This window comes from Candidatus Saccharibacteria bacterium oral taxon 488 (genome assembly GCA_013099195.1).
Classification (GTDB): Bacteria; Patescibacteriota; Saccharimonadia; order Saccharimonadales; family Saccharimonadaceae; genus Nanosynbacter.
In genome coordinates this window covers 486,106-500,063 of the sequence record CP039999.1, presented here as the reverse complement: position 1 = coordinate 500,063, position 13,958 = coordinate 486,106, and the positions used below count along the sequence as shown (strand labels likewise).

Annotated in this window: 10 protein-coding genes; 7 read left to right on the top strand and 3 right to left on the bottom strand. The window is 54.4% G+C overall.

The features are described from left to right. Window positions 1-3: 3 nt before the first annotated feature. Complete coding sequence (locus FBF28_02640; protein QJU08450.1) at window positions 4-537, top strand: inorganic diphosphatase; 534 nt, start codon at window positions 4-6, stop codon at window positions 535-537. Window positions 538-870: 333 nt separating this feature from the next. On the opposite strand, the gene FBF28_02635 is transcribed toward FBF28_02640, so the two are convergent. Continuing rightward, window positions 871-2,394 carry a bifunctional (p)ppGpp synthetase/guanosine-3',5'-bis(diphosphate) 3'-pyrophosphohydrolase gene (locus tag FBF28_02635; GenBank protein QJU08449.1) on the bottom strand — a complete coding sequence of 508 codons (1,524 nt, stop codon included), beginning with the start codon at window positions 2,392-2,394 and terminating at the stop codon, window positions 871-873. A 66-nt stretch (window positions 2,395-2,460) separates the two neighbouring features. Between FBF28_02635 and gap the strand changes: the two genes are divergently transcribed. Continuing rightward, entirely contained in the window at window positions 2,461-3,489 is a 1,029-nt protein-coding gene (gap, locus tag FBF28_02630) for a type I glyceraldehyde-3-phosphate dehydrogenase (GenBank protein ID QJU08448.1), read from the top strand. Window positions 3,490-3,564: 75 nt separating this feature from the next. Here gap and FBF28_02625 read toward each other — a convergent pair whose 3' ends face one another. Further along, window positions 3,565-3,897, bottom strand: a complete 333-nt coding sequence (locus tag FBF28_02625) for a hypothetical protein (GenBank protein QJU08447.1) — start codon at window positions 3,895-3,897, stop codon at window positions 3,565-3,567. 371 nt (window positions 3,898-4,268) lie between these two features. Between FBF28_02625 and nusA the strand changes: the two genes are divergently transcribed. The 5 genes from nusA to FBF28_02600 are packed head-to-tail and all read left to right on the top strand — an operon-like array spanning window position 4,269 to window position 11,140. Next, complete coding sequence (nusA, locus tag FBF28_02620) at window positions 4,269-5,390, top strand: transcription termination/antitermination protein NusA (protein ID QJU08446.1); 1,122 nt, start codon at window positions 4,269-4,271, stop codon at window positions 5,388-5,390. 40 nt (window positions 5,391-5,430) lie between these two features. After that, window positions 5,431-7,899 (top strand): ATP-dependent Clp protease ATP-binding subunit, encoded by a 2,469-nt coding sequence (locus FBF28_02615; GenBank protein ID QJU08445.1) that lies wholly within the window; start codon window positions 5,431-5,433, stop codon window positions 7,897-7,899. Then, complete coding sequence (locus FBF28_02610) at window positions 7,883-8,860, top strand: hypothetical protein (protein ID QJU08444.1); 978 nt, start codon at window positions 7,883-7,885, stop codon at window positions 8,858-8,860. Before FBF28_02615 ends, FBF28_02610 begins: the two co-directional genes overlap by 17 nt. After that, a complete protein-coding gene (radA, locus tag FBF28_02605) occupies window positions 8,860-10,209 on the top strand; it encodes a DNA repair protein RadA (protein ID QJU08443.1) in 1,350 nt (449 codons plus the stop codon). Before FBF28_02610 ends, radA begins: the two co-directional genes overlap by 1 nt. Before the next feature lie 25 nt (window positions 10,210-10,234). Further along, window positions 10,235-11,140, top strand: coding sequence for a hypothetical protein (locus FBF28_02600; protein QJU08442.1), 906 nt, complete (start codon window positions 10,235-10,237; stop codon window positions 11,138-11,140). Window positions 11,141-11,216: 76 nt separating this feature from the next. Here the strand turns inward: FBF28_02600 and FBF28_02595 are convergent, their stop codons facing one another. Further along, window positions 11,217-13,925, bottom strand: coding sequence for a penicillin-binding protein (locus tag FBF28_02595; GenBank protein ID QJU08441.1), 2,709 nt, complete (start codon window positions 13,923-13,925; stop codon window positions 11,217-11,219). Between the last annotated feature and the right edge of the window lie 33 nt (window positions 13,926-13,958).

Here is a 13,958-nt window from a genome sequence, read left to right as displayed (position 1 = left end):
TATATGGCAGACTTTAACCAAGTATTAACCCCGGGAAACTATCAGGACGGCGAAGTTACCGTTGTCGTGGAGATTCCGGCTGGGTCAAATCATAAAATTGAATGGGATCGGAACGTCGGTGTTATGCGGCTGGACCGGGTTGATCCAGCGATTTTTGCCAAGCCAACTAATTATGGTTTCATCCCGCAGACATTGGATGAAGACGGCGATGAGCTGGATGTACTGTTGGTGACTGACACGCCGCTGACGACTGGGTTGGTGGTCGAGGCGCGAATCCTTGGCGTGATGAAGTTTGTCGATGACGATGAGGTCGATGATAAAATTATCGCGGTGCCGAGCGACGATCGCCACAATGGTAACGCCATTCAGTCGCTGGAGGATCTGCCGGCGCAGCTGATTAAGCAAATTGAATTCCATTTTAATCACTACAAGGATCTGAAAAAGCCAGGCTCGACCATTGTCAAAGAATTTGCCGGCGTTGATACTGCCAAGCAGGTTGTGGCGGCGGCGATTGAGCGCTGGAACGAGCAGGCGTAATACAAACTAACTTGTAAAGCAAAGCGATATCGCGTCTTACCGAGAATCGGGTATGCGTGTTTGTTGCAGTGTGACCGTCAGTCTCTCCGACAAGTCGATAGTTCTGCGGACGGCGTTGCCGGATGTACTCGACTTGGAGGAGACGGCTGGAAAACGAACCGCAGCAGCCACTCCACCGTCCTCCGCCAGAGCACACTCTTCGCTCAAATCTCCACTGGAGATTTCTCGCGAGCGTTCGGCTGAAACGTCCGTTACTCACGAACGCTTCACAGTCTCTGGCGAAGGAGGTGTCGTGTCTGCTGCAGCTTCTGGGATGAGGCGTGAGTGTTTTGCTTACCGTCGAAACAGCGACGAAACGCCGTCAGTTAAGCCGGTTAGATGTGCTAGCACGCCGCCGCTTTTTGACAGCTGCATGCGCAACTTAGTTTTGGCATGCGGCGTGATGACCATGTCACGCCAGGCTGGTTTGGGTTTGGCGGATTTGCTGGTTAAGACTTCGACGACGTCGCCGTGTTGTAATTCATAAGTGAACGGCTTCATAACGCCATTGACCTTAAAACCGCTGGCGTGCGCTGCGATGTCGGAGTGAATGCGGTAGGCATAATCCAGCGGGAAGGCGCCGCGGGGCAGATCATAAATATCACCTTTGGGCGAATAGACGAAGATTCGATCCTCAAACAGCTTCATGCGGAATTTTTCTGAATTAAAGGCCTTGCCCTCGCGGGCCCGGGCCGCCGTTTCCTGCAGGTCACGAATCCATGCCAAATCCGTCGGCAGCGCGGCGATTCGCCCCTGGCGGTAGGCATCGGACATCTTTTGTTCGTTATAATGAAAGCTGGCTGCCAAACCACGCTCGGCGTATTCATGCATGTCTTGGGTACGAATTTGGAATTCGACAATTTGTCCGGTCGGCGTTTGCACTGTTGTGTGCAGACTTTGGTAGCCGTTTGGCTTAGGGTTGGCAACGTAATCTTTGATGCGCTCGTAAAATGGCTGGTACATTTCGTGCAGCACGCCCAGCACCAGGTAGCCGGTCGCTAAATCATCAACGATGATCCGCAGGGCGATCAGGTCGTAAATCTTATCAATATCACCAACGCGGTCGAGCTTCTTGAACAGGCTATATACGCTTTTCACCCGGCCGTCCATCTCAAATTGCAGACTCTCATTCTGGAGGCGCGCCGTAACGTCGCGGCGGACTTTGGCGAGTTTGCGCTGGCTTTTCTTTAGGCGGCTATCCATCAGGCTCTTAGTGCGCTGAAAATCCTTGGGCATCAAGAATCGGAAACTAAGCTCTTCTAATTGTACGCGGACGCGCCCCATATTCAGTCGATCCGCCAGGGGCGCAAACACCTCGATCGTTTCGCGGGCGATTTTCTTCTGCTTGTCGCGCGGCATATGCTGGAGCGTGCGCATATTATGTAGTCGATCCGCCAGCTTGATAATAATCACTCGGATGTCCTCGCCGACCGCGATCATCAGTTTGGCGAGGTTGTCCTTGGTGTGCGGCAAATAGCTATCAAGGCTGCGCATACCAGCGCGTGCCTGCGAAACTTTGGTCACGCCATCAACCAGAAAGGCAATGTCGCGGCCAAACAAACTTTCCAGCTCATCCAACGTCGCATCGGTATCCTCGACTGTGTCATGCAGCACGCCAGCGATCACCGTGTCGATATCCATGCCCCATTCCACTAAAATCCCAGCCACTGCCAGCGGGTGCGTGATGTACGGTTCGCCGCTTTTGCGTTTTTGCCCAGCGTGTTTTTTGGTAGCGTAGTCAATGGCGCTATCTAACACCAGTACCGGCACTTCATCGTACTGCGGCGTTGCTAGGTGTAGTAGTTCCTCGCACGTCATAGTTTCATTATACAACTTTGTAGTATAATTAGTAAAAAGCTAATGCTACTCGGGAGGGATACTTGTATGGCGATAACGAAAATAGCGATTAATGGTTTCGGGCGGATCGGGCGCAGTGCCTTTAAGATTGCTCGGGAGCGCAGCGATTTGGAAATTGTGGCGATTAATGATTTGACGGATACTAAGACGCTAGCGTACCTACTCAAGCATGACAGTAATTATGGTGAGTACGGTCGGCAGGTTGATGTTACAGAGGATGAACTCATCGTCGACGGAAAACCTGTCAAAGTGCTGGCGGAAAAAGATCCAACGAACTTGCCATGGGGCGAGATGAATGTTGACGTGGTGATCGAATCGACCGGATTGTTTACTGATAAAGATGGCGCGAGCAAACACTTGACTGCCGGCGCTAAACGTGTGGTCATCAGCGGGCCGACCAAATCCGACGGCGTTGATACCATTGTGCTCGGCACGAATGACAGCAAGATCAAGGGCGCGACGCCGATCATCTCTAATGCCAGCTGTACGACTAATAGCTTGGGTGCGGTGATGGCTGTCCTAGACGCAGAATTTGGCGTGGAAAAGTCAATGCTGACGACGGTGCATAGCTACACCGCCAGCCAGCGCCTGCAGGACGCGCCTGCCAAGGACCTTCGCGAGGGTCGCAACGCGGCCGAGAACATCGTGCCGACAACGACCGGCGCGGCCATCGCCGTGACGAAAACCCTGCCGCAGCTAACTGGCAAGTTCGACGGCCTCAGTGTGCGCGTGCCGACACCGGTGGTGTCGCTCAGTGACGTGACGGCCTTGCTGCGGCGCGACGTGACGGTCGAGCAGGTAAATGAGGTGTTCAAGAAAGCTGCCGCTGATAGTTTCTATCAAGGGATCTTGGGTGTCAGTGAAGAGCCGCTGGTCAGCCGCGACTTTATCGGTAATTCACATTCTGGCATCGTTGACCTGCCGCTGACCAAGGTCGTTGGTGGCAATATGGTGAAAATCATGGTCTGGTACGATAATGAGTGGGGGTACTCCAACCGCCTGGTCGAGCTGGTGGCGGACGTTGGTCACTACCTTCAGCAGCCAGCGATGTCATAAGTTCTATAACATAAGTTCAGTGATGTGAGTGGGGCGGGAGATACGAAAAATCGTATCAATCCCGCCCCGCACCTCTCAGTAATTACCTCCTTTCCGTCGTCGGGGAAGGTGGACGAAATCGTCCACCAAGAAAACGACACTCAGAATCAGAAGGCCCGCGGTGACCGCGAGCCCGACGTACCCCACCCATTCGGGCAAGGTAGAGATGGGCTTGTACAGCCACAGAAGGCCCGCGTCTTTGCGGAGGTATGGGGTCGTTACTCTGGCGATCCAGAATAGTGCAGTCGCCCCGAAGGTGGCGAACATCATGCCGTTGGTCAGAGGCAGACTTTCTCCCTCTGAGGTCACGATCATCACGACGCCCAGAACGATCACTATGGCGATGATAATAGTCAGTCCTGTCAACATAGAGACATCCTTTCCACTTGTTGAGGTGCGGCCGTTCCGCGCCTCAAGCCACCGTAGGTATCCGACCCAGGGCAGCGAAGCGCAGTTGACAAAACTTACGGTAAGTTGTCAAAAGGCTGATATATGTATATCACTATTAGTAGAAAATGTCAATGCTTTTTGTCAAGATTGTGAATGGCTATGAGTCACTACCTCCGTTAGACACGCATACCCATTCGCAGACTGACATGGGTAAATGAGATGACTAAACTTGACGTCGCCCGGCTGGATATGCTACACTACTGACATATCCGGCCAACAGGTCGGAGTTTTTCGTCTCTTGGGCGTTTGCAATGAAACGTAGTATAATAATATAGCGTAAAGGAGCTAATATGGAAGATTTGAATATCAAGCAATTGACGTTGGCTGTGCGGACGATTGCCGAGGAAAAGAACCTGCCAGAGGAAACCGTTCTAGAGGTAATCGAGCAGGCCATCGCGGCAGCGTGGCGTCGTGATAACGGTACGCGCGAGCAGTTGGTGCGTGCTAGCCTAAACATCAATAGCGGCACGGCTGTGGTGTCAGTCGTTAAAACGGTGGTTGAAGAAGTTGAAAATGACGTCAATCAAATGAGCCTGGACGAAGCCAAGGCGGTTGACCCGGCAGCTGAGCTGGGTAGTGAAGTGACGGTCGAGACCCACAACGTGACGACGTTTGGCCGCGTGGCAGCCCAAACCGCCAAGCAGGTGATTTTGCAGCGGCTGCGCGAGGCGGAGCGCGAGGTAGTGCTGGCAGAATTTGAGGATAAAATCGGCACGGTGGTGACCGGTACGATTCAGCGGGTTGAGCCGCGCGTGGTGCGAATTGAGTTGGGCAAGGCCGTCGGCATCATGCCGCAGTCTGAGCAAATCCCTGGCGAATACTACGGTGTTGGCCGCCGCGTCAAAGTGTACATCAAGGACATCGAGCGCGAAGGTCGCGGTCCGCAGTTGATCTTGAGCCGCGGCAATGAAGAATTTGTGCGGTTCTTGTTCAGCCAGGAAGTACCAGAGATGGAAACGGGCGCCGTGGAGATCAAAGCGATTGCCCGCGAGGCTGGTCGCCGCACCAAATTGGCGGTGGCATCAGCACTGCCGGGTGTTGACCCAGTCGGTACGTTTGTCGGTGGTCACGGTACACGTGTTCAGGCGGTGATGAACGAAATTGGCGAGCAGGAAAAAATTGACATCATTCCGTTCGAGGAGGATACAGCTGGTTTTATCGCGAATGCCATGAGCCCAGCAGAAGTACTGAGCGTGACGGTTAATGAAGATGAAAAGCGAGCAACCGTCTATGTCAGCGAGGATCAGCAATCAGTGGCTATCGGCCGGGCTGGGCAGAATGTTCGCTTGGCAAGTCGGCTGACTGGCTATGAACTAGACATCGAGGCAAAGGCGACTGCTAAGCCTGAAACAAAACCTCGTAAGAACATTGAGGATAGTTTGATGAGCGTAGTTGAGGAGGTGGCGGAATAGGCTGCTTCCTGATAATCGCCGAAAACGAAAGGAGGGCGATATGCCGGAAGATTTTTCCGAGTTGGAATCTCGGCTGACTGATACCGCTAGGGCCAGTTTAGAGCGCGCCGGGCTGCTGGCGCATAATAGCGGCAGTCCGTATGTCGGCACTGAGCATGTGCTACTCGGCGTACTGGCGCAAAACTCATCGCTGGGCGCAAAGATTTTGGCGGAGAATGGCGTAACCTTGGATCGGGCGGAGCTAGCGCTGGGCTTAACGGCGCAGTCGTTCGTGGTGGTGGTTGTTCACAAAGGGATGAACGCCGAGGTGCTGGAGACGATACGGACGGCTTGGCAGCTAGCGACGGAGTTTGGACAGGAGCGCATCGGTACTGAGCACATCGTCTATAGCATGCTGCTGCAGCACAAGGCTCGGGCGACGAAGTTGCTCAGCGATATGAATGTAGATCTGGAGGAGCTGCGCGGTACATTGGAGGACGTATTTGATCGGCAGCAGCTGGAGGCGATGCAGGATGAGTCGAAGGAAGGTACGGCGCCGCATACTCGTCGGTCGGCCGATCTCAAGCTGCTTGACCAGTACGGAGTTGACATGACCGAGCGCGCGCGGAGCGGACTGCTCGATCCGGTGGTTGGTCGGGAAGCCGAGACGGAGCGGCTGATCACGGTGCTCGGGCGGCGCGGTAAAAACAATCCAGCGCTGATCGGCGAGCCGGGTGTCGGTAAAACTGCAGTGGTCGAGGGCCTGGCGCAGCGCATTGCGGCGGGGACGGTGCCAGAGTTTTTAGTCGGCAAGCGGCTGATTCAGCTCGATCTGACGGCCATGGTCGCCGGTACAAAGTTTCGTGGTCAGTTTGAGGAGCGCTTACAAAAAGTTGTGGCCGCAGCGCGTAATCATCAGGAGATCATGTTGTTCATTGATGAGCTGCATCTACTGGTCGGCGCTGGCTCGGCCGAGGGGTCGATGGATGCGGCGAACGTCCTAAAGCCAGCGTTGGCGCGCGGCGAAGTGCGAGTGATCGGCGCGACGACGTTTGACGAGTACCGCAAGCACATCGAAAAAGATGCGGCCCTCAGTCGGCGGTTTCAGGCGGTGACGGTGGCGGAGCCGGATGAGCAGGCGGCAGTAGCCATGGTGCGGGCGCTAGCGGGCCGGTTGGCGACGCATCATCGACTGCAGATTTCTGATGAGATGATTGAGCTGAGTGTGGCCCTCAGCCAGCGCTACGTGACGGAGCGTCATTTGCCGGACAAGGCGATTGACGTACTTGATGAGGCGGCGGCACTGGTTAGTACGCGGCGGCCAGCCAAGCCAACCAAACAGCAACAGCTGGCGCGGCGGATCAAACAACTAGTGGGCAAGCTCGATGCGGCGGTCGAAGCTGAGCAATATCAGCGTGCAGCTGAACTAAAGGTTCGCATCAAACAACTGGAGCAGCAGGCCGAGCAGCTGCCGGCTGACAATCCAGCATTACCGGGACTGACCGAGGATGACGTGCGGCGAGCGGTGGCGGCGATGGCTGGCGTGCCAGCGGAAAAAGTGACGGTGAATGAGCGTAAAGATCTGGTGGCGCTGGAGCAGCGGCTGGGCCGGTCGGTGCTTGGTCAAGAGAAGGCCGTGGCGACCTTGGCGCGAACCATTCGCCGGGCGCGAGCTGGGCTGAGTCGGCGGTCGGGGCCACTTGGGTCGTTCATTTTCCTCGGGCCGACTGGTGTGGGCAAGACGGAGCTGGCTCGCGTACTGGCACGGGAAGTGTTTGGCGGCGACAATAGTTTGATCAAGATCGACATGAGTGAGTTTTCGGAGCGGCATACGGCCAGTCAGCTGATTGGCGCGCCGGCTGGTTATGTCGGCTATGATGATGGCGGCAAGTTGACCGACAAGGTTCGCCGGCAGCCGTACAGCGTGGTGTTGTTTGACGAGATCGAAAAGGCGCATCCGGATGTACTGAACTTGCTACTGCAAATTTTAGAAGACGGCAAGCTCAGCGATTCGCGCGGTCGGTCGGTGAGTTTTCAACAGACCATCGTGATCTTGACCAGCAATGTTGGCGCCGAGGCGATGGTGCGCGACGGTGAGCTGGGCTTTGGCTCGCATGGAGGCGATACTTCACGGGCGGACGATGTGAATGAGCGCAATGCTCGGGCGGCGCGTCGTGAGCTGGAAGAGCTACTGCGGCCGGAGCTCATTGGGCGGTTTGATGCGGTGGTACATTTCAAGAGTTTGACTCGGCCGGTGGTGGGTAAGATTTTTGATAATCTCGTGAGTGAGCTTAAAGAAGCAGTGCAGGCGCAGCAGATGACGCTGGTGATTACGCCAAGCGCTAAACGTTGTATCATAGACAACGGTTTCGATGAGCAGCGTGGTGCGCGGGTGCTCAGGCAGACGATTCAGACAATGTTGGCTGATCCGCTCAGTGACGTTTTGTTGTCTGATCAAGCGCGTCCTGGTGTGGTCTTGGTAGCGACTACAAAAAATCGTGAGGTAGTGATCAATGTTACGGCTGCGTAATCTCCTCGGTGTCGTGGTGTTTCTGGGGCTGGTCGCCGGCGGTAGCTGGCTGGTGCTCAATCGCCAGCTGGTGCTGGATCATGTCCGGGTCTGGCAATATCAGCCGAGCCAGGACATAGCGACGCTGGCACAGCGGGCAACGATGACTGATAAGGCTAAATTTAGCTTTTATCTCGCCCAGCCGCGACTAGAAAACGCTACGCAGTTTAATCAAGATTGCCGTCGTGTCGAACAGGCCAGCCCGATCGTTGGCTGTTACGCCCACGCCAAAGAGACCATTCACATTTATAACGTGCGGAACGCGGAGCTAGACGGTATCAAAGAAGTGACGGCGGCTCACGAAATGCTGCACGTGGCGTGGTCGCGCTATTCGGCGGAGCAGCACCGACGGCTGGGCGAGCTGCTAGAGGCGGCTTATACCAAGGTCAAGACTAAAAAGCTGGAGGAGCGGATGGCGTACTATGAGCGTGCTCAGCCGGGTACGCGCGCCAATGAGCTGCATTCGATTTTGGGTACAGAGTTTGCTGATCTCGGGTCGGAGCTGGAGGCGCATTATGCCGAGTATTTTAGTAATCGAGCGGCGCTACTAAAATTGCATGCTCAGTATAATCAAAAGTTCACCAGTGCCGAGGCCGAGGCCGACGCGCTGGCGGCCAGTCTCGCCAAACGAAAGCGCGAAATTGAGCAGCTGACGACGTCGTACAGTGCACGCGTTAGTGCCTATAATCAAGACGTAGCAGCATTTAACCAGCAGGCGACGACGGGTGGTTTTCAGACGCAAGCCGAGTTTCAGGCTGAGCGAACCCGGCTGAGCCAGCGCGGCCTGGCGCTTCGTCGTGAGCGGCAGACTATCGAGGGTAAGGTCGATGCCTATAACACTGATGTTGAAAAATTAAACGCATTGGGGCGCAAGATTGATCAGCTCAATCAAAGCCTCGATAGCCAAAAGGCGGTTAAATAATGGCACGAGCAAAATCACAATTCATTTGCCAGCAGTGCGGCGCCAGCTATCCAAAGTGGGTCGGCAAGTGTGACAATTGTGGCGAGTGGAATTCGTTGGTTGAACAACTACCAGTTGATACTGGCGCCTCGGCAGTGGCACGCAGTAGCGGCAGAGGTAAAGCGCTGACTACGCTCAAGCTCAGCGAAGCGGCTGCCGAGGCAAAACAGGCGCGGCTGGCAACCGGCATCGCCGATCTTGATGTGGTACTCGGCGGCGGCTTTCTGCCGGGCGGCGTGGTGCTGGTGGCAGGGCAGCCGGGGATTGGTAAAAGTACCCTGCTAGCACAAGTCGCGGCGTTTATCGCTCAGCAGAAACAAGTGCTGTATGTCAGCGGTGAGGAATCGGTATCACAGGTCAAGCTGCGGGCTGAGCGGTTGGGCGCGGTTGATTCAGAGAGCCTGCAGCTGGCGTCTAGTAACAGCGCCGAGGACATCGCCGCCTCCATTCAGACTGGCCAGTACAATCTGGTGATCGTCGATTCCATACAAACATTGTCGCTCGCAGAAATTGCCTCAGCGCCAGGTTCAGTTAGTCAAATCACTAACTCATCCAACGTCATCATTCGCGCCGCCAAAGCCTCGAATACCGCAGTGATTTTGGTCGGCCACGTCACCAAAGAAGGTTCAATTGCTGGGCCGAAAGTCCTGGAACATTTGGTCGATGTGGTGCTGAATTTTGAGGGCGATCGCTATGGTGGTTTTCGCGTGATGCGGGCGCAGAAAAATCGCTATGGCTCGACCAATGAGGCGGCAATTTTTGAGATGCATGAGGATGGCTTACGGATTGTGGCTAATCCATCGGCTAGTTTGTTGGCGGAGCGGCAGAATCTCGACGGCTCAATCGTCCTGGCCACTATGGAGGGGGCGCGGCCGCTGCTGGTGGAAATTCAGGCGCTGGTCAACCCAACGAATTTCGGTTATCCTAAGCGCGCAGCCAGCGGTTTTGATCTCAACCGCTTGAATCTATTGGTGGCGGTGCTGGAAAAACGCACCAAGCTCAACCTCTCCGACAAAGATATTTACATCAACGTGGTTGGCGGCTTGAAACTGAGTGACCCAGCGGCGGACTTAGCAGTCGCTATGGCCATCGCCTCAGCGTCAGCTGGTCGCAAGCTCAGTGATGAAGCGGTGGTGTTTGGCGAAGTAGGCTTAGGCGGCGAAGTGCGCTCGGCTCAAGGCTGGCACGCCCGCCTCAAAGAGGCCAAGAAACTTGGCTTTACCTACGCCATCGCACCAAAAACCCACAAGGACGCATTTGTGTGCGGTGTCGGCGATTTACGCCAGGCACTGATCGACTATTTACAATAACATTATTAGATAAAAGGAAATTAGTATGGAAAAAACAATTGAACTTATCATCATTATCATGCTGCTGGCCATCATGGCAGAGATATATCTATTGGTCAAGCCGCGGCGGCACGCAGGCAGTAGTACCCAAATGCCGATTTTGGTTGACACGTCGGTACTGATGGACGGCCGGGTGGTTGATCTAGCAAAGACCGGTTTCTTGTTGGGGCAGATTATTGTGCCGCGGAGTGTGCTGATAGAACTGCAACTGCTAGCGGACGGTGCTGATCACGCCAAGCGTGAGCGTGCCCGTTTCGGCATGGATGCTATGAAGGAGTTAAAAGATGTGTTGGGCAGCTCGTTTACGCTACTTGATGACGCAACGCACATTCCTGAGGGCGTTGATAACCGCTTGCTGCAACTCGCCAAGGAAATGAATGCTGCCATTCTGACGCTGGATTACAACCTGAACAAGGTGGCGCAAGTTGAAGGCATTCAGATCCTCAACATCAATGAACTGGCCAAGAGTTTGCGCATGAGCTATCTGCCTGGTGACGAGCTGGTGCTGGAATTGACGCAAAAAGGTCAAGATTCTCATCAGGCTGTCGGCTACTTGCATGATGGCACTATGGTGGTGGTCGAGCAGGCCAAAAAGTTCCTGGGCCAGAAAAAGCGCATTGAAATCATCCGCAGTCTACAAACCGATGCTGGCAAGATGATGTTTGCGAAAGTTTGTGCCGAGCCAAAAGAAGCGAAAGAAGCGGTGCAGCATTCACCAGTCCAAGCCACTCCCAAACAATCCAAGCAGCGCTCCACCGGTCGTCGGTCGCAAACCAGCAAAGCAACGAAGCCTGATGCCCCACGCGCCGCAGCTCAAAGTCACCGTTCGACTCGCTCCAAGACTCAGTCGCAGCGCGAGGCTGACTTGATCCGGATGGTTAATGAGCAATAATCGCTAAGGTTAAGAAAGAGTAAAACCAGACTAAAGCGGTCTGGTTTTTATGTGTCACGGGGGAAAGAGGGGCGGATTAGTCGGAGCTTGAGCTGCTACCTACCGAGAAGCTACCGCTATCTGATGCAGTATAGTAGCCTTCGTCGCGGGCGACTGCTTGGATAATGTGCCGACCTGGTTTATCAACTTGGACACCGACCGAAACACTACCGCCACTACCGGAGATTGACTCGCTTTTGACACTGCGACCATCAACGAGGATGTCAATTGAAGTGAGCGGAAATGTGCCGTTGGTGGCGCGGGCGGTGATGGTGCGGTTGGAGCCAGAGCCAGAAAGCGATAGGCTGACACTTGGCTTGGCATCGTCACATTTGTGCTTATCGTCATCAGCGTTGGCGTCGTAACCTTCAGGCGCTGAGTATGATGGTTTCTTAGTGAGCGGGTCAATGGTCTTGGTGACCTCAATTTCCTCGATGGCGTCAGCTGGTGTACAATTTGTCGCCTTTTTCTTGGAGACACGGTCAAACTTAATCTTTTCAGTAGTCTCGCCCTGTTTTTTATTCCACCACGATGGATAGAGCTCTTTGCCTTGCTGTTGGATACCATTTGGTCGCTTGAACCAATCATTTGGCTTCCATTTGCCCTGTTTGGCATAGACTTCGTTGTGAGCAAATGACATGACGTTACGCACCACCGGCATACCAAAGGCCGAGTTCGGGGTGTTGATGGTGCTGGTGTCGGAATTACCGAGCCACATACCCATGGCTAGCGCCGGACTATAGTTAACGATCCAGACATCCTTGGCGTGGCCGTTTTTGTCGGTGGTACCAGTCTTGGCAGCGGTTCTAACGCCAGGCACATTCATCGCGCCGTAACCGTGCAAGTCACGCGCCGCGTCCGCGTCACCCAAGATATCATTGATGATGTAGGCGACTTGCGGGTCGGTTGCCTGTTTGCTCTCATCTTTCCATTTCTTTAATGTATCGCCCTGGCTGTTGGTTACCTCGAGGACGTTGGTGCTTGGCTTGGCGACACCCATGCGGGCAAAGGTGCCGTAAGCATTCACCAGTTCGGTCTGCTTCGTACCGCAGGCGCCAATGGCTGCTGACAGTCCGTAGCCGCCGGCCGCTTCTTCTTGCTGGCAATAATTGGTATTACCCATGTTGTGAATATAGTCAACAGTTGGTTTTGGCGAGCCGTTGCCTGCGATATACATTGCCTTGACCGCTGGGATATTACGGGAAAGCGCTAGCGAGCGGCGAATAGAAATACTTCCCATAAATCGTCGATCCCAGTTGTTCAGCTTGGCGCCATAAATCTTGTCAATGTTCTCGTCGCTGAGGATTGAGCCCGAACCATAATTTTGCTGATTACTGCCGCGATTCTCAAACAGTTTGGCATAGTCGAAAGCCTTGATGGTTGAGCCCGGCTGGATAAAGGCGGTGGCGGCATTATCCTGCCCAAAGCCAGCATAATTGAAATCACGACTACCAACGAGGGCGACAATCTGTCCAGTCTGTACATCTTCAACGGTTGCTGCGCCGTTACTGATGCTCACGCGGCCCGGGCGACCTGAGTCGAAGAAAGCTTTCATCTCTGTCTCGAGTTTTTCTTGGATCTTCCAGTCCAGTGTCGTCTTGACGGTTAGTCCACCGCGGCCAACGACCGCCTTGCCAAGTTCACGCTCCAGTTGATTGCGCACCATGAGCACGAAATGCGGTGCCTTGAGGCCGGCTAGCTGTTCGGTTTCGGGCTTGATCTTGTCAAGAATTGGATACTGCTTGGCCTCTTTGGCCTGCGCTTCGGTGATATAGCCTTGTTCCAGCATGTAGTCTAGTGTTGTATGCTGGCGTGACAGGAGCATCTTGCGCCCAGTGATGTTGTACGGATTAAATGTACTCGGGTTTTGCGGAATTGAAGCCAGCAGGGCTGCTTCAGCCAAGGTGAGATCCTTGGCGGATTTACCAAAGTACGTCTGAGCGGCCGACTCTGCGCCGTTACGCCGACCGCCATATGGCGCTTGGTTGAGGTAGAGCGCGAGAATCTGATCCTTGTTGTACATGCGTTCAACTTCAATTGCCAGGATAATTTCCTTGATTTTGCGTGGAATACCGCTGAGGCCGCGTTTGTCGGCATCCTCGGCAAAGAAAACTTGCTTGACGAGCTGTTGTGTCAATGTCGAGCCACCCTGAACTTGTCGACCTGATGCTGTACTAAACATAGCGCGGGTCAGGCCACTAATACTGATACCGTGATGCTTATAGAAATCACGATCCTCAATGGCAATGGTCGCTTTCTTGAGGTAATCACTAATCTTGTCGGCCTCGACCACCAGCTTATAATTATCGGTACCCTTATCTTCCCACAGGAGCTCGCCATTGCGGTCATAATACTTGGTGACCGTTGTCTGGACACGCTTGGCGAGTTCGCCCGGGCGGATCTTGTCGAGATCTTTGCGGAAGTAAGCGAACAGGCCGCCGATCAGAATAATCATCACAACGATGGCGACACCGAGAATTTTTAGCGCCATCAGGCCGCCGCGCTTGGAGAACCAATAGCGAAAGACGCGCTTGGGGTGGAGGCGGTAAAAGAACCGCTTGACGGGGTGCTTTGGCAAACTCGCCAGATACTCTGCTTTTTCGCGGGAGCGCTTATCCTTCTTGAGCCGACGCTTGTTCGCCAAGTTTGCGTAGACACTCAGCCGTTTTGCCGGCTTTGGATGCGGACGTGACGGCGCTGGTTTGGCGCTGGCGTCCGACTGCTTATCTGAGGGTTTCTTGTTCACACTATCATTATATCACGCCTATGTTTCGCTTCA